Below are 17,237 nucleotides of genomic sequence, written 5' to 3'. Positions count from 1 at the left end.
CTTATCGGCAACCTGGGAGCCGACCCGGAAGTACGCTATACCCAGAACAGCACAGCGATAGCCAATTTGTCGATTGCCACCAGCGAAACCTGGAAAGATAAACAAACCGGCGAACCACGTGAGCAGACCGAATGGCATCGCTGCGTGGCCTATCGCCGGCTGGCCGAAATTGCCGGTGAGTACCTGAAAAAGGGCTCCAAGGTCTATATTGAAGGCCGTCTGCAAACCCGCAAGTGGCAAGGGCAGGATGGTGTAGAGCGTTATACCACTGAGATCGTTATTAATGACCTGCAGATGCTTGACGGTCGTCCGGGATCTGGCGGTCAGGGCGGCGGCTATCAGGGTAGTCCGTCACAAGGAGCACAGGGCAACCAGGGTAGCCAGGGCGGTGGCCAGCAGGCGGCACGCAGTCAATCAGGCGGCGGTCAACGGCAGGCTCCACCGGCACAGCAGCCAGAGCCGTTCGTACCGGATCAGGATTTTGACGACGATATCCCCTTCTGAATGCGGATACCAACAGAAAAAGCCCGATGCTCGCAAGAACATCGGGCTTTGTTTTTTCAGTCAATGATTACTTCAAATGGGTATTCAGGAATTCCAGGTAAGCTTCCTGTGCCACAATACGGTTCGCTTTCTTGCGAAACCCGTGCCCTTCGTCTTCAAAGAGAACATATTCAACGGGTACGTCATTCGCTTCGATAGCGGCAACCATTTCGTCACTTTCGATCTGCAGCACCCGCGGGTCGTTAGCGCCTTGCACGACCAGCACGGGTTGCTGGATCTGATGCGCATAGAATAACGGTGAAATGCGTTCCAGTCGCTCACGTTCGGTGGCCGGGTCGCCGAGCTCATCATAAAGCGCCTGACGTTGAGCTGCCCACCAGGGTGGAATACTTTCAAGAGTGCGTACCCAGTTGGTCACGCCGAAGATATTAATGCCGGCATCAAACTCGTTGGTAAAGGCCATCGCCGCCATAGTCAGATAGCCGCCGTAGCTGCCGCCCATTACCGCGATTCGATCGCCATCAACCCAGTCAAGTGATTGCAGGTATTTCTTCGCATACACGATGTCCTGCAGGTCATCTTCGCCGTGGCGCTTATCGTCCAGATGGAAGAAGGTTTTGCCATAGCCTGAGGAACCGCGATTATTGACACCGAACATGGCATAACCATGGTTGACCAGATGTTGCACCATTGGGTTGTAGCCTTTGCGGGTCTGGCCACCCGGGCCGCCGTGGATATAGATGACTGCCGGCACTTTGTTCGTCGCGTTGGCCGTATGCGGCTGAAACAGCAGGCCGGGTATCAGCAGTTCGTCAAAGCTCGGATAGCGCTCAACGGTACTGGAGACCAGGTGCGCTGGGTCGATCGCATCGCTCAGGGTATCCGATAGTTTGAGCCCGTCATCGCTGCCTATAGCCCAGGAATACAGGTTAGCCGGCGCGGTATCGGAGCTCAGATAAAATACCATCAGACTTTCGTCATCAGAAAAGTTCACACCGCTGACATTTGCTGGTGGCAGGGGCGGCAGCTGAACGATCTCATCATTAGTCTGGTCGATAATATGGAGCTTGGTCTGTGCATCGGCATTAACACCGGTAACCTGATAGCGGCCCTCCGGCGAGTAATAAAGAAAAGCGACATCCCAGTCTGAGATGTATTCTTCGCTGGCTTCACCACTGCTGATGTCGTACGACCAGGCCTGCACAAACTCACCGTAGGCATCGGTACCGTATATCAGCCGGGTGTTATCCGGCGAAAAGGTATACACGTTATGACTGACGTTGCCCGTATGCGGGGTCACATGCATCAGTTCAGCATCGGCGCTGCTCAGATCGGCCAGCCAGATATCGTTATCAGCGTTACTGTGAACCTTGGTCATTGCCAGCCAGCGACCGTCCCCGCTGATGCTGCTCAGACTCCAGCCGGCGGTGTTTTCAAATAGCAACTCGCGGCTATAGTCTTCGGTGCTGTACCGATATAAATCGAAGGCCTGAGGATCGCGTTCATTGGTGGCGACAAAGAAATGCTTATCATCGTCGTGCCAGCCGGAAAAATAGGCCTTCAGGTTTTCGCCGGGAGTCAAATCACGAACTCTGCCGTCGATTTCCATTACATAAAGATGATCCAGTTCGTTCCCGCCCTCATCTGAGGTGTACAGGAAGCGATCATCCGCCGGAAACCAGCTCACGCCGCGGATGGCATTGGTGGTCGAATTCGTTAACTGGGTTTGTGGGCTGCCATCTACCGGGTAGCGGTAGACGTTAAATACCCCGGTGGCATCGCTGGTAACGAGCACCGCCTGGCCATCGTGACTGACGGATGAGCCGCCAATCGAAGTGGTATCAAAAAATGTGGTGGCGTTGTACTTTGGAATATCCGGAGTGCTTTGCCCGGTAACTTCAGGAGCCTTACTGCAGCCAGCGATCACCAGTGCCATGGCACTGGCGATCAGCCATGTTGTTATTTTTTTCATGAGTTCACCCTTCAGAGTATGGTTGCTGATGCAACCCAGAATGAGTGTAGCTCAAGTTAAAAAATAAGCTATACCAGCTTATGCTGCGCTGCGACCTTGTCGAAATATTCCAGTACTTGTTTAGCGTAGGCGCGTTTCGACACGTAATCACCAGGGAAGAAATTCTTCTTAAAGCCATAGGCGACCATATCTTTGAGCCGCTTGAGCGGCACTTCAGCGACGCTTAGTGCCAGCAGATATTCGTCGGTGACCGTAGTGCGTGATACCAACCGGTTATCAGTGCAGATCACAGTAGCCAGGCGATTGTCATACATGTGCCTGAAATTATGATTTTCTACTGAGCCGATTGCGGGGTTAGTTTGCAGGTTGCTGGTTATACAAACTTCTATAGCAATGCGGCGGTCGCCGATAAAAGATGCCAACTGGCTTACATAGGCACTGCGGTCTTTAATGCTGTCGTCCTGAATCATTTCCGGCGAAAACAGTGAGTAGCCGTGGCCCAACCGGTCGGCGTAGCATTGCGTAAGCGCCTCAAAAATACTCTCAGCGCCATAGGCTTCGCCTGCATGCACGGTTTTTAGCAGGAAATTCTGATGGGCATATTCATAGACTTCCTTAAACTCATGAGCCGGGTAGCCCATCTCCTGACCGGCAATATCCAGGCCGACAATTGGCAAACCTTCTTCATCGCGTAACCGCACGCTGGCGCGAACCAGTTCCATGGCTGCGGTTTTAATAACTTGCTTTGGCTCAAAATGACTGAGCATGCGGAACAGGTCGCTGTAGTAAGGAGAAAAACCTTTTTTGCCAAACATCCGCATCGCACAGTTAATGATACCGTAATCAAACGGGGGTTTATCACCGTTGCGCACCGCGTCACTCTGGTTATATTCCTCTTTGGCGCGTTTCAGGCCGTTATTAGTGGTATGCATCACCCGGTCAAAATCGATGCCACGGGCAAGGTCCATCAGCAACTGTGGAGCGAAGCGAACCTCGATATAAGTCACGCCCTCAGCCTGATTATCGACCGCCAGCTCGTAAGCGGCCTGCTCCAGATTTTCCATATCCCTTAGCACGGCACAGGTGTACTGAAAGCCATTCAGGTATTCACCCAGGTTGCTGTACGACTCTTTAAAAACCTGGTCATACAGGCCGTCAACGGTGTAGGAGGGCAGCTTAACGTCAGAGCGTTTAGCCATTTCAATAAGACCGCTGGGCCGAAGGCTGCCATCAAGGTGCAGGTGCAAATCGGCTTTCGGCATGGCTTGCAGAAATTCACGGGAATAAGTTGGGGCAGGCATGGCTTCTCCTTTATTTATTGAACTGACTATAACAAAATTCAGCTTTGCATTCACCGCGTAAACTCAGTATAAATCTCAGAACTATAACGAATAACAACACCCAGACGATCACTTATATGGCCTCTCTCTATTTTACGTATTCGGCGATGAATGCCGGCAAAAGTACCGCGTTATTGCAGGTAGCGCATAACTACGAAGAGCGGGAACAACACGTACTGCTACTAACCCCGGCAATCGACGACCGTGCCGGGCAGGGCAAAATTGCTTCACGGCTGGGCATTGACCGGCAGGCGCTGGCGTTTTCGAATACCACCGACCTTGCGGCACTGATTGAAGCCCGCCATCAGCAACGAAAGATTGATTGTGTGTTGATCGATGAAGCCCAGTTCCTCTCGGAGGCACAGGTCTGGCAGCTAACAGATGTTGTCGATCGGGCAGATATTCCGGTGATGTGTTATGGTATACGCAGCGATGCGTTCGGCAAGTCTTTTCCTGGCAGTGGGGTGCTGTTGGCAGTCGCCGATAAAATCGCCGAAATGAAAACCATTTGTCACTGTGGCCGCAAAGCCATCATGAACTTGCGCATTGACGAAAAAGGCGAGGCGATTACTGCGGGTAGTCAGATTGCTATAGGCGGCGACGACGATTATGTGTCCTGCTGCCGCAAACACTGGAAGGAGCGGCTGGGACGGCTCTGATAACCATATTAACTAACTGAGTTAAACGGTTTTTTCAGATATCTGCTACTATTACATTAGTCATGCTACCCTCGGGGAGTTGTAATGAAGCCAGCACCGATTCCAGCTAACGAGCAAGAACGGCTTGCCCAGCTGCACGAGCTGGAAATTCTTGACACTGAGCCTGCGCAGACCCTTGACGAGATCGTTGCGTTTGCCCGCGAGCTTTTTGGGGTGGACGCTGCGCTTATTACGCTGGTTGATGAAGACCGTCAGTGGTTTAAGGCGAAAGCCGGATTTTCTGAAAAAGAAACACCGCGTGATGTGTCGTTTTGCGCACACGTTGTGGCGAGCGGTAAAACCACCGTTGTCGAAAACGCCAGCAAGGATCCCCGCTTTTCCGATAATCCCTATGTCGTGGCTCCAGACGGTATACGTTTTTATGCCGGAGCTCCCCTAACCATCAATGAATTCCATTTAGGCACCCTATGCCTGATAGATAGCAGCAGCCGAACCTTTCGTGATGAACAGTTACGCTGGCTCGAGATGCTGGCGAAATGGGTGACTACTGAGATTCTGGCGCGCCACGAACGGGAAAGCTGGCAGGCGGAACGAGAGGTACTGGCGAAGGGGCCGGTAGCAACTGTGGTCTGGCAAATCCATCCCGAGGTTCACCTGATCTATGTGGCTGAAAATTCAGAGCGTATTCTGGGTTATAAGCCTGACTATCTGCTTGACCCCGCCATACATTATGAGTCCATTGTCCATACTGATGATCGCGAAGAGCTCCTCGATCGCATGCAAAAGCTGATAGACGGAGAGGACGATTATCTGGAAATGGACTACCGGGTGCTGACCCCCAATCAGGAAGTACGGTGGGTCCATCACTTTGCCCGGCTGGATACGGACCCCGCCGGCAATATGCTGCGCATTCGCGGTTATTTACTCGACGACACAAAAGGTAAAGAGTTGGAACTCGAACTGCGCGAAGCGAACCAAAGCTTTGATTTGGCGCTGACCGCGGGCGAGCTGTCCACCTGGGATTGGAACTTCAAGTCTAATGCTATCAGGGTCAGCCGTACCTGGCTTAAACTGCTCGGATATGATCAGGACGATGGCGTTTCCAGTGATTGGCAGGACCTGATCCACCCTGAGGACAAACCGGAAGTTACTGAAAAATTAAAGGCCCATCTGAAAGGCGCCAGAGAGCGCCTCGAAGCAAAATTCAGGCTGCAGTGTGCCGATGGCCAGTATATCTGGATGCATAGTGTTGGTCGGGTTATCGCACGTGGTCAGGACGGCCGGGCGGAACGCATGGTCGGTATTCACCGGGATATTACGGCTGAAGTGCACAATGAAGAACGGCGGCGGCAGCAGGATGAAGTACTCGAGCTGGTCAGCGAGGTTCAGCACCAGTTTTTGTTGGTTAAAAATTTCAGTGATGTCTGTGATATTGCCTTGCCGGCACTTATGAGTCTGACCGATAGTTCAGCCGGTTTTATTGGTGAGCTGGAGTCGGTGGCTGGCGGCAGCAATATGTTTTCGGTGCAGGGCCTTCGTCATAGCGACAATGCCGCGCTCGATGCGAACCGGCAGCGACTGGTTGAGCAATATCTGGAAGTTGAGCTAACCGGCACGGCAATCGAAAAAATGCTGCAAACGGGTAAGCCAGAAGTCTGTAACAGCAAGATTAGTCGTGAGACGGCCCATTTCATGCCGCCGGTTATGCCTCCATTAACAAACGCCTTCTTTTTGCCGATTTATTTCCGGCGCAAAGTCATTGGTTGCCTGGTGCTTGGTAATCGTCACGATGAGTATGAAACAGCCTTACTGGGTCTGTTAGAACCCATACTAAATACCCTGGGTACCCTGATGCACATGCGTCGCGTTGATGAAGAACGGCAGGCAGCTGTAGAAGAGCTGCGTAAGCTGGCCACCGTTGACGAGCTGACCGGCGTGGCAAACCGTCGTGTCTTCCTGGATGTTTGTAAACAGCGCTTTGATGAAAAGCAGCGATATGACGTGGCGATGAGTGTGGCAGTGCTTGATTTGGATTTGTTCAAACGGGTCAATGACACCCATGGTCATGCCGCCGGTGATCAGGTGCTGCGGGAATTTGCTGCTATTGCCAAGAGCAAGTTGCGCGAACCGGATATGCTGGGGCGTATGGGCGGCGAAGAGTTTGCCATCTTATTCCCGTACACCGGGGAAGAGGAAGCTCTGCAGGCAACTGAACGGGTGCGAATGGCGATTGCAGATAATCCTATTGAATGGGAAGGTAAGAAGATTGAACTAACGGTGAGTGCCGGCGTCGCTGAACTCAAGGCAGAAGACAACGATATTGATCGCTGGATAGCAAGAGCCGACAGTGCCCTGTATGAAGCAAAAGACAACGGCCGCAATCGCTCTGTGCGGGCAAAGAAGGTATAATCGAAATATTAACGACTAAAGCAGTAAACGACAGAGGGACGCAATGACATCGACGCAGCTTACTTTACCGACACCTGATGACTGGCACCTACACCTTCGTGATGCCGAGCTGCTGGCTACGACCGTGCCGGCTTCAGCTGAGGTATTTGGCCGGGCCGTGATCATGCCCAACCTGGTGCCACCGGTAACGACTGTTGAGCAGGCAATGGCTTATCGGGAACGTATTCTGGCACAGCGGCCGGAAGGATCTTCGTTTCGTCCGTTAATGGCGCTTTATCTGACGCAACAGACGACCACCGAAACGGTAAAAGCGGCTGCCGGGAACGATGAAATTATCGGTTTTAAGCTCTATCCGTCCGGTGCGACCACCAATTCAGCGGCCGGTGTGACCGATATTGACGCACTGGACGAGCTCTTTGCCGCGATGGCTGCAGAAGGGGTGCCGCTGCTCGTACATGGTGAAGTGACGACGTCCGACATTGACATTTTTGATCGTGAGAAAATCTTTATCGATCGGCACTTACGGCCCCTGTTGAAACGTCACACAGAATTAAAACTGGTGCTGGAACATATAACCACCAAAGATGCGGTTGAATTTGTTTGCGCGGCCGGCGATAACGTGGCGGCCACGATTACCCCACAGCATTTGCTGATGAATCGCAATGACATGCTGGTTGGCGGTATCCGGCCACATAACTATTGCCTGCCTATTCTCAAGCGTCGCGAGCATCAGCAGGCACTTCGCGAAATTGCCGTATCAGGCAACCCGAAATTTTTCCTCGGCACCGATTCGGCTCCGCACGCGCAGCATCGCAAAGAAGCTGCCTGTGGATGTGCTGGCTGTTATTCTGCCCCCGCTGCCTTATCACTCTATGCCGAATTTTTTGAGCAGATGGACGCATTAGATAAATTGACCGAGTTTGCCAGCGGCTTTGGTGCTGACTTTTACGGCTTTCCCCGTGCAACCGGTGCGGTAACGCTGGAACGCAAGCCATGGCAGGTGCCGGCGGTTATTGAAACCGCCGTTGGTCCTATAGTACCCTATTGGGCAGGAGAGATGTTGAACTGGCAGATTTCGCAACAAAAATGATATAATCTGACTAGCAAGATAACAGTGCAAAAAAACACCTGAACGCTGGCTTCAAAATGCATTAATAGGCATACTGTTAAGATAATAAAAACTATAGCTACAGTAGGGAATAGCGCTTTGTTAAAGTGGTTACAGGGTCGGAAAACGAGCGATATCGTACTGGCGTTTGCGCTTAGCAATGAGTCAGTCAGTATAGTCGTCGCTCAGGCTCGGACCCAGGCCCTCGAACTCATCGTTTCTGATGCCGCAGAAAAAGACGATCGTCAGTTTGCTGAAGTCGTCGATGAACTCCTTACCAAATATTCCCGATATACCCGCGGCGACCCTTCCATTGTGCTGGTGCTGGGACCTTCCCTGTATCAAAGTGTGGCCCTTAAACGACCGAAACTCCCCGACGAAGAGATTGCTGCCGGCTTACGCTATAGCCTGCGCGATTTAGTTTCTCTGCCACCGGCCGATATTATCGCAGATTACTATGAGTCGCCGATTCAGCTGCCAGGCCAGAATAAAATAAATGCAGTAGTGGCTGATCGAAATCTGCTCGAACCTATTATGAAAACACTGCACAATGCCAGTGATAATGTGCTGGCAGTGGTGGCCGAGGAGCAAGCAGTAGAGCGACTCTTTCAGGATCAGGAGAACCCGGCAGTGGTGGTTTGTCAGTCGCAGCAAGAGCCAGCGCTTTTGCAGGTGTATCGCGATGGCGCGCTGCAGGTCAATCGTTCCGTGGCATCACTGGAAAAACTCAACCAGGTTAGCCTTGATGAGATAAAAATGGGCGCCCTGCAACCTCTGAGCGTCGAAATACAGCGATCGATTGATTATTTTGAGCGGCAACTTCGACAGCGCCCGATCAAAGAAATTGTACTGGCGATAAGTAGCAAGCATCAAACGCTGGTGACCGAGCAATTGACAGAGGACCTCGGCATCGATATCCGATGGGCAAAATATCCGGAATGGACCCGTGAGCTTGCTGCTGGCGATTATACCGACTTCCCGGCATTCGGTGGGGCCCTGGTTGGTTATGAGTTATGGGGGGAGCCTGAATGAAACGGCTGGCGAACCTCTATCTTGCTGAATTACAGCCGAGCCGTGAGCGCCTGACCCTGAATTTATTGGCTGCCGTATGCGGTGGATTGATCCTGCTGCTCGTGGTTTTGGCATTATCAGGCAACTATCTGGTCGCTCAGCAAGAAGCGCAAGCCCGGCAGGCCAGTCGTCAGATGAACGAGCTGCAGCAACAGTTGGAAAATCGCACGCAGCAGTTAGCGGTAGCGTTAAAGGATCCTGCTCTGGAAAACAAAATTAGCCGGCTGGAACAGCAGGTCGCACAACAGCAGCGATTGCTGCAGCAAATGCTGCAACTGATCTCATTAACCGAGTCCAGTTTCGCCAGCCTGATGCGGGATGTTGCCAGGGTCGATAACGAGGAGCTCTGGTTGCAGCGTATTATTATTGATAACGGCCAGCTTACGCTGCAGGGCCGCACCCTGGAAGCAGGAGCGTTGCCCAGCTGGCTGGCCAGTTTTGCTGCTTATGACACCCTACGGGGGCGGCAGTTTGCCGTATTTGAACTGCGTGACGAAGCCGCAGGAGCACTGGAGTTCACTGTCGGTAGCGCGGGTTATCGCGAGGCACCAGCGGCGGGAGGTCAGCCATGAAGCAGCGTTGGCAACGATGGCAGGAGAAATTTCTTGAGTTGCCCGCCACCCGCCGGCGGTTCTGGGTCATACTGGCAGCGGTGATGATCCTGTATATCGGTGTCTGGCTGGTGCTGTTGCCGCTCAATGAAAGTTATCAGCAGTTTGCGCAAACAGAGCGCTCGCAGCTGACCCAGCAAAATGCATTGCGGCAGGAGCTCGCGGCACTGGAACAAAGATTGCAAGGTGATCCTAAGGCGTCCTTGAAGCGGCGCCTCGAGCAACTGAACCGGCGGCTTGAGCAGGTTGATCAACAACTCGCCAGCGAAACCCATTATATCAGTGCATCAGAAAATAAAGCGTTGTTGAAAGCATTGCTCACCAGTGCGGCAGGCGTTAAAGTGAAGTCAGCACAGGCGCTTCCGGCGGAGCAGGTTTATCGCGACCCAGCGGACGAAGATACGGGTATATTTAAGCACCGTCTGCAACTGGTCGTAACCGGCAGCTATTTTGACGTACAGCGCTACTTTTCGACGCTGGAGGATTTACCCTGGTCTTTTTACTGGCAGCGCCTGGATTATCGTGTAACCGAGCATCCACAAGCAGAAGTGATGCTGGAAATTTATACCCTGAGTCTGGAGCGCGGCTATGTGGCCAGTTAAAGGGGCGTTACTGGCATTATTACTGATGGAGCCGGCAGTCGCTCAGCAATTGAGCGACCCAACTGAGCCGCCGCGGATAAAACAACAGGGAACAAAGGTAGCCACCAAGGCTACTTTGCGGTTAGAGTCTATTCAGTGGACTGAAGATCACCGCGTAGCCCGGATTAACGGCGAACGCCTCATAGAAGGCGATACATATAATAATTATAAAATTCAGTCGATTGGAATGGATCACGTGACCTTGTTAAATATCAGAACTAACGAGCAGTTGACCTTGGCCATGTTTGCCAACGTCAGGTTCGTATCTGAGTCAAAAGGAAAAGGAGCACGATGAGAGTCAGCACTGTGCTTTTGATTATCGGCGGTTTGGTTGGCTGTGCATATCAGCCGGCACAACAGCCCGACGATGCGCAAGCAGCGCTGAAAAACCAACGGCCCGTCAAAGCGATTGTACGGCCGCCTTTGCCCGACTCCGTTCGTGACAGCTTGCGTGGAGAGGATAAAGCTCTCAGGGCAGCAAGCTCGCAGTTACTGGCCGAGCCCCGCTTTTCTTTATCAGCGAATCAGGTAGCCGCGAGCGAGTTCTTCGCCGGTCTGGCCAGTGATTCGCCTTACAATATTGTTATTCACCCCGACGTTAGCGGTACTATAACCGTGAGCCTTAAGGATGTAACACTGACCGAGACTCTGGATGTGGTCAGTGAAATCTACGGCTATGAAATCCGCCGTGAAAATCGCATGATCCGGGTCTACCCGGCTGGCTTGCGCACTGAGACTTTTACCCTGGACTATCTGGCATTACGGCGGATAGGATTATCGCAGACCAGCGTAAGTTCCGGCGGCGTTAAAGACAATGATCGCAATAATAATCTGAATAATGCCGGTGGCGTTAATCCGAACACCAACAACCGCATCCTTGGCGGCGAAGGCGGCGTATCGCGTCGGACCGGCTCTCAGCAAGGCTTGCAAACTAACGGATCGTCAATCAGCAGCGAGTCAGAGACTGACTTATGGAGCGATCTCAAGGGTATGATTGAAGGCGTAGTAGGGGATGGCAATGGTCGCCGTGTGGCAGTCTCCCCGCAAGCGGGTCTGGTAACCATTACCGCATTCCCGGACGAATTGCGCGCCGCCCGTGAGTTTCTGAAGAGCGCTGAAACCCGACTGCAGCGACAGGTCATACTCGAAGCCCGTATTGTCGAAGTGGCGCTTAACGACGACTACCAGCAGGGCATTAACTGGAGTGATTTGTTTAGCCTGGGGAACAGTACCGGCGCCATCAGCTTTAACGGGTCTGGCGTTTCAGGCAGCGCGGGCGTCTTCGGTATGACGTTGAATGTGGGTGATTTTAGTGGCGTGCTGAACCTGCTGCAGACTCAGGGTAATGTACAGGTGCTATCGAACCCTCGGGTGAGTGCATCGAACAACCAGAAAGCGGTCATAAAAATCGGCGAAGACCAGTATTTTGTGACCGATGTATCGACTACTACTGTTACAGGTACGGCCACCACCACCACTCCGAATATTCAGCTTACGCCGTTTTTCTCAGGTATTTCTCTCGATATTACGCCGCAAATTAGCGCCGATGGTACGGTGATTTTGCATGTCCATCCGTCGGTGGTAGAAACCAGCGAACAGGAAAAAGTCATTCGCCTTAACGACGATTCGTTCGTACTACCGCTGGCGCAGAGTAATATTCGTGAAAGCGATACCATCGTGCGCGCGCGGAATGGTGAAATTGTTGTACTTGGCGGTTTGATGCAAAGCAGTTATAGCGAGCGTGAATCAAAAGCGCCCTTGCTTGGTGATATTCCGGTCGTGGGTAATTTATTTAAAAATACCCGGCGTACGGAACAGAAAAAAGAACTGGTTATTTTGATTCGACCTGTAGTGGTGGGTGCCGATACCTGGCAAGACGAACTCGAACGCTCCAGTGAACTGCTGAAGCGTTGGTATGGGAACTAGGGTCCGCCAATGTATCAGAATCACTATAATCTGCGGGAACTGCCCTTTACGCTAACGCCGAATACCAGCTTTTATTACGACCTGGCAGGGCACCGGTCAGCTCTGGAAGTGCTGCTGACGGCGCTGGAAACCGGTGAGGGCTTTATCAAAGTGGTGGGCGAGGTCGGTACCGGTAAAACCTTGCTGTGCCGTAAACTACTGAATGAACTCCCCGAGCAGTTCGTTTCTGCATACATTCCAAACCCTTACCTGACCCCAGACGAACTGCGGGATCAGATCGCCCGTGAACTGCATATCGATACCGCGGAGCATGATAACCAGCAACTACTTACCCAAGCCATTCAACAGCGGCTGGTCGATATCAACAAACAGGGAAAAACCGTTGTTATCGTTCTTGACGAAGCCCAGGCGCTGCCCGCTGACAGCCTTGAAGCACTGCGCTTGATCTCCAACCTGGAAACCGAAAGCCGCAAGCTCCTTCATATTGTATTGTTCGGTCAGCCAGAGCTTAATGAACGACTGGCGCAGCGGGAACATCGGCAGCTTCGGCAGCGTATTGCTTTCAGTTATGACCTCAGTTCGATGAGTGTGCATGAACTGGCACATTATATTTCACACCGGCTTCATATTGCCGGCTATAAAGGCCCGCCAATTTTCTCAGGGCGGGTGGTCAGGCAATTGCATGAAGCCAGCCGGGGCGTCCCACGACTCGCTAATGTACTTTGTCATAAGGTGTTGTTGCTGTCTTACGGCGAAGGCGTGTACACGGTAACATCTAAACATGTCCGCACAGCGATTGACGATACCGAGGATGTCGAACTAACTGAAAGCAAGCGCGGCTGGCTTGTGGCGGCTTGTCTGGTTATTCTGCTGGCCGCCGTCGGTGTGAGTTACTATCAGGGTTGGCTGACGGGGCTGCTGCGATGAGTGTCATCAATCGTATGCTGCGGGATCTGGATCAACGACAACACCATCCTGGTAGTACGACCTATACCCCTGCTGCCACTGCTCCGCAGCCGCTCCACTGGGGCTGGCTGGTGGCCGTTGCTTTGGGTACGGCAGTAGTGGTTATCGGGGCGCTGCTGATCTGGTGGTGGGTTAATACCAACACGGTTGAGAGTGGGGCCACCCCGGCAATGCCATCGATGGAGCCGGTGCGCCAATTGGCTGCCCAGGCTGTTGCGGATGAACCAGCGGCAAATGAACCAGCGGTAAATGAACCCGCTACAGAGCCACTCAGGGAAGACGTGGAGCAAGCTGCAGCTCAACCAGCGGAGCCAGAGCCTGAAGTGACGGTTGCGGCCGCCAAAACTCAGCCGCAAGCCAACGTAAAACCGGAATCGACAAGCGTCGCCGAGCCCGAACCTGAACCGGCCCAGAGCGCTGCCCGCGAATCAAGTTTTGAGAAAAAGCCGGTGCAACTGACGCCTCAGCAACTGGCCGATAATAATCTCGAAAAAGCCCGCAGTGCCCTGCGCAAAGGCGAGCGGGAGAAAGCGCAGGAACTACTGGAAAAAGCGTTGATCGTGATGCCGGACCATGTTGCGGTTCGTAGTGAACTGGCGGCGTACTGGTTTGGCCGCGGGCTTGCTACCCGTGCGCTTGCATTATTGCGGCAAGGGCTGGAGCGGCAACCCATGGAAAGCCAGTGGCAGTTGTTGTATGCCCGAATTCTGGATCGGATGGGAAATGTAGAAGACGCGTATGGAACGCTGCGGAATATCAACCCCGATGCCGGGGAATATCCCGAATTACTGCAACTGAGAGCGGTCGCGGCCAATCAACTGGGTCATTTTGATCAGGCTGCCGCAGATTATACCACACTGGCGATTGAACAGCCCCGCGGTCGCTGGTGGCTCGCAGCTGCAGCTGCCTACGAGGATGCCGGTAATATTGTTGCAGCGCTGCGCGCGTATCAGCAAGCGGTCAACGCCGGTGATCTGACCCAGGAAGGCCGTAGTTATGCTGAGCAGAGGCTCTATGCCTTAGGAGGGCTATAGCATGCGACCCAGGCTGAAAATGCGGTTAGGTGATTTGCTCGTGCAAGAGAGTATGATCACCAATAAGCAGCTCGAGAAGGCACTTGAAGAGCAGCGTGAAACCGGACGCAAACTTGGTATAACCCTGATTGATCTGGGCTTTCTCAGTGAGCAGGAATTACTCGAGTTTTTGTCTCGTCAGCTAAATATTCCGCTGATTGATCTGAGCGAGAAGAAAATTCCCCAGGACGTAGTCAATCTGGTGCCCGAGATTCAGGCGCGTCGGCATCGGGCGCTGGTCGTTGAAGCGACCGATAAGGAAGCCCTGGTTGCCATGAGCGACCCGGCGGATCTTGAAGCTGTTGATGCTATCGGAAAATACCTGCAGCCGCGCGAACTTAAGCTCGCGGTAGTGCCAGATCAGCAATTACTCGAAGCGTTTGATAATCTGTACCGGCGGACCAAAGATATTGCTGACTTTGCCAGCCAGCTGCAGACCGAATATGCCGAAGGTGATGAGTTTGATCTTGGTGCCTTAACGCTGGATGAAGAGGGTGATGACGCGACTGTGGCAAAACTGCTGCAGTCGATATTTGCTGACGCCGTGCAGGTGCGGGCATCGGATATTCATATTGAACCAGATGAACGGGCACTGCGCATCCGCATGCGGGTCGACGGAGTCTTGCAGGAGAATATCCTTAATGAAACCACCATTGCCAGCGCCTTGCTATTACGCCTGAAGCTAATGGCCGGGCTGGACATTTCTGAGAAACGAATGCCGCAAGACGGCCGCTTCCATATTAAAGTTCGCGAGCATGATATTGATGTACGGGTATCCACTATGCCGGTGCAGCACGGTGAATCCTGCGTTATGCGTTTGCTGGATCAGTCAGCTGGTTTGCTGAACCTTGAGCAGACCGGTATGCCGGAAGATATTCTGAAGCGGGTCCGCAAGCTCATTCATAAGCCCTACGGTATGCTTATTGTTACGGGTCCAACAGGTTCAGGTAAAACCACCACACTGTATGGCGCCTTAAGTGAGCTCAACGAGGCCGAGAAAAAGATTATCACTGTTGAGGATCCGGTCGAATATCGTCTGCCGCGAATTTCACAGGTGCAGGTTAACGCTCGTATCGGCCTGAACTTCTCTAATGTATTACGGACCTCGTTGCGACAGGATCCGGATATTATTATGGTCGGTGAGATGCGCGACCAGGAAACGGTTGAAATTGGCCTGCGTGGCGCTATCACCGGTCACCTGGTCTTAACGACCTTGCACACCAATGACTCTATCACCAGTGCCCTGCGCCTGATTGATATGGGCGCGGCTCCTTATCTGGTTGGCGCAGCGCTGCGGGGCGTGCTGGCGCAGCGACTGATTCGGCGGGTCTGTGACAGCTGTAAAAAGCCAGCGGTTCCCGATGCTGCTGATCTCAGCATACTGCGAAAAATGGATTCCGCGATCCCCTCCGATGGCAGCGGTTTCGTGCACGGCAGTGGCTGCCGGAGTTGCAACCATACGGGTTACAAAGGTCGGGTGGGGGTATTCGAGCTACTGGAAATGAATGAACCCATGATTGACGCGTTGCGTGATGCCAATATGCGGGAGTTCGCGCAGGCTGCCCGCTCATCACCGGGGTTTCGCCCGCTGGCTACCGTGGCACTCGAATATGCCAAGCAGGGCATAACCTCGGTGGAAGAGGTGCTCTTCCTCGCTGAAACCGTTGAGGAAGAAGAATTGCGCATAACGGCTCCGGAAACTGACACCGCTGCGGATAAGGAAGGTGATTCCGATGCCTGATTTCCGTTACCGCGGTCGCGATAGTTCAGGGCAACTCACTTCAGGCACTGTCGAAGCGGCCAATGAAGGGGCGGCGGCGGATAACTTATTGCGGCGCGGAGTAACCCCGCTTGATATCAGTCTGGTACCGGCAGCAACCTCAACGGGTATAGAGTTCAAACTGTTTCAGCCAAAAGTGACCAGTGATGATTTAATTGTTTTCACCCGTCAGATGTATGCCCTGACCAAAGCGGGCATACCCTTACTGCGGGCTATTGAAGGTCTTGCTGAAAACACCAGTAATAAAAAGTTGTCGGTAGTCCTGCACGATGTGGTCGAAAGTCTGGAGCGCGGTCGGCAGTTATCCGCGGCGATGGCGGCTCACCCACGGGTGTTCCCGCGGTTGCTGGTTTCTATTGTCCATGTCGGTGAAAACACTGGGCAACTTGAACAGGCGTTTGAGCAGCTTTCTGAATACCTGGCCAGAGAACAGGAAACCGCCAAACAGGTGAAAACCGCATTGCGCTATCCAATGTTTATTTCGGTCGCGCTGGTGGCGGCGATGTTTATCTTAAACATTTTTGTGATTCCGACATTTGCGAGTATGTTCAAACGTTTTGATGTTGAGTTGCCACTGGCAACGCGGCTCTTGATTGGCACCTCGGATTTCTTTGTGGCCTGGTGGCCGGCCATGCTGCTGGCCGGCGCAGCAGCGTTTATCATGACCCGGCGCTACGTACGCTCAGATTCCGGGCGAGTGCGATGGGACTATTTCAAAATTCAGTTGCCGCTGGTCGGCGATATCGTACTCCGTTCATTGCTATCCCGGTTTTCGCGTAGTTTCGCCGTGATGCTACGCGCTGGCGTACCATTGACTCAGGCACTCAGCCTGGTCGCCGAAGCAGTCGATAACAGCTGGATGGGCAAACGCATCAACGATATGCGGCGCAGTATTGAGCGTGGCGAGAGCCTGACGCGTGCGACCCGCGCAAGTCAATTATTTACGCCGCTGGTATTGCAGATGATCGCTGTTGGTGAAGAAACCGGTCGCGTGGATGAGCTGTTGCATGAAGTGGCTGACTATTATGAGCGGGAAGTCGATTATGATCTGAAAAGCCTGACCGCGCGTATCGAGCCGATAATGCTGATCATCGTCGCTGTGGTTATCGCGGTAATGGCGCTGGGTATATTTATGCCAATGTGGGACATGATGAGCGCCTATCAAGGCGGCTAATTC

Annotated in this window: 15 protein-coding genes; 13 read left to right on the top strand and 2 right to left on the bottom strand. The window is 53.0% G+C overall.

Annotated elements, in window-relative coordinates:
- On the top strand, positions 1 to 504 hold a 504-nt coding region (ssb, locus tag R3196_RS07655), incomplete at its 5' end, for a single-stranded DNA-binding protein (protein WP_318936183.1).
- A 67-nt stretch (positions 505 to 571) separates the two neighbouring features.
- Here ssb and R3196_RS07650 read toward each other — a convergent pair.
- Both R3196_RS07650 and R3196_RS07645 read right to left on the bottom strand, forming a co-directional pair.
- The gene (locus R3196_RS07650) at positions 572 to 2,476 is read right to left on the bottom strand and encodes a S9 family peptidase (protein WP_318936182.1); all 1,905 of its coding nucleotides are present in this window, start codon (positions 2,474 to 2,476) and stop codon (positions 572 to 574) included.
- A 68-nt stretch (positions 2,477 to 2,544) separates the two neighbouring features.
- The gene (locus tag R3196_RS07645) at positions 2,545 to 3,777 is read right to left on the bottom strand and encodes an adenosine deaminase family protein (protein WP_318936181.1); all 1,233 of its coding nucleotides are present in this window, start codon (positions 3,775 to 3,777) and stop codon (positions 2,545 to 2,547) included.
- A gap of 116 nt (positions 3,778 to 3,893) precedes the next feature.
- Between R3196_RS07645 and R3196_RS07640 the strand changes: the two genes are divergently transcribed.
- From R3196_RS07640 to R3196_RS07585, 12 genes are all read left to right on the top strand, one after another.
- Positions 3,894 to 4,475 (top strand): thymidine kinase, encoded by a 582-nt coding sequence (locus tag R3196_RS07640; RefSeq protein WP_318936180.1) that lies wholly within the window; start codon positions 3,894 to 3,896, stop codon positions 4,473 to 4,475.
- A gap of 84 nt (positions 4,476 to 4,559) precedes the next feature.
- Entirely contained in the window at positions 4,560 to 6,884 is a 2,325-nt protein-coding gene (locus tag R3196_RS07635) for a diguanylate cyclase (RefSeq protein WP_318936179.1), read from the top strand.
- A gap of 43 nt (positions 6,885 to 6,927) precedes the next feature.
- A complete protein-coding gene (pyrC, locus tag R3196_RS07630; RefSeq protein WP_318936178.1) occupies positions 6,928 to 7,974 on the top strand; it encodes a dihydroorotase in 1,047 nt (348 codons plus the stop codon).
- Positions 7,975 to 8,091: 117 nt separating this feature from the next.
- Entirely contained in the window at positions 8,092 to 9,024 is a 933-nt protein-coding gene (locus tag R3196_RS07625) for a hypothetical protein (RefSeq protein WP_318936177.1), read from the top strand.
- On the top strand, positions 9,021 to 9,635 hold the full coding sequence (locus R3196_RS07620; protein WP_318936176.1) for a PilN domain-containing protein: 615 nt from the start codon (positions 9,021 to 9,023) through the stop codon (positions 9,633 to 9,635). Before R3196_RS07625 ends, R3196_RS07620 begins: the two co-directional genes overlap by 4 nt.
- Positions 9,632 to 10,276, top strand: coding sequence for a hypothetical protein (locus R3196_RS07615; protein WP_318936175.1), 645 nt, complete (start codon positions 9,632 to 9,634; stop codon positions 10,274 to 10,276). The genes R3196_RS07620 and R3196_RS07615 overlap by 4 nt, the downstream gene beginning before the upstream one ends.
- Positions 10,263 to 10,610 carry a hypothetical protein gene (locus R3196_RS07610; RefSeq protein ID WP_318936174.1) on the top strand — a complete coding sequence of 116 codons (348 nt, stop codon included), beginning with the start codon at positions 10,263 to 10,265 and terminating at the stop codon, positions 10,608 to 10,610. Before R3196_RS07615 ends, R3196_RS07610 begins: the two co-directional genes overlap by 14 nt.
- Complete coding sequence (gene mshL, locus R3196_RS07605; protein ID WP_318936173.1) at positions 10,607 to 12,241, top strand: pilus (MSHA type) biogenesis protein MshL; 1,635 nt, start codon at positions 10,607 to 10,609, stop codon at positions 12,239 to 12,241. The genes R3196_RS07610 and mshL overlap by 4 nt, the downstream gene beginning before the upstream one ends.
- A 9-nt stretch (positions 12,242 to 12,250) precedes the next feature.
- Positions 12,251 to 13,168 (top strand): ExeA family protein, encoded by a 918-nt coding sequence (locus R3196_RS07600; RefSeq protein WP_318936172.1) that lies wholly within the window; start codon positions 12,251 to 12,253, stop codon positions 13,166 to 13,168.
- The gene (locus tag R3196_RS07595) at positions 13,165 to 14,241 is read left to right on the top strand and encodes a tetratricopeptide repeat protein (RefSeq protein ID WP_318936171.1); all 1,077 of its coding nucleotides are present in this window, start codon (positions 13,165 to 13,167) and stop codon (positions 14,239 to 14,241) included. The genes R3196_RS07600 and R3196_RS07595 overlap by 4 nt, the downstream gene beginning before the upstream one ends.
- Position 14,242: 1 nt before the next feature.
- A complete protein-coding gene (locus R3196_RS07590) occupies positions 14,243 to 16,021 on the top strand; it encodes a GspE/PulE family protein (protein WP_318936170.1) in 1,779 nt (592 codons plus the stop codon).
- Positions 16,014 to 17,234 carry a type II secretion system F family protein gene (locus tag R3196_RS07585; protein WP_318936169.1) on the top strand — a complete coding sequence of 407 codons (1,221 nt, stop codon included), beginning with the start codon at positions 16,014 to 16,016 and terminating at the stop codon, positions 17,232 to 17,234. Before R3196_RS07590 ends, R3196_RS07585 begins: the two co-directional genes overlap by 8 nt.
- Positions 17,235 to 17,237 lie beyond the last annotated feature (3 nt).

The organism is Pseudidiomarina sp., assembly GCF_033722695.1.
Classification (GTDB): Bacteria; Pseudomonadota; Gammaproteobacteria; order Enterobacterales; family Alteromonadaceae; genus Pseudidiomarina.
This window is presented reverse-complemented; position numbering and strand designations above follow the sequence as displayed.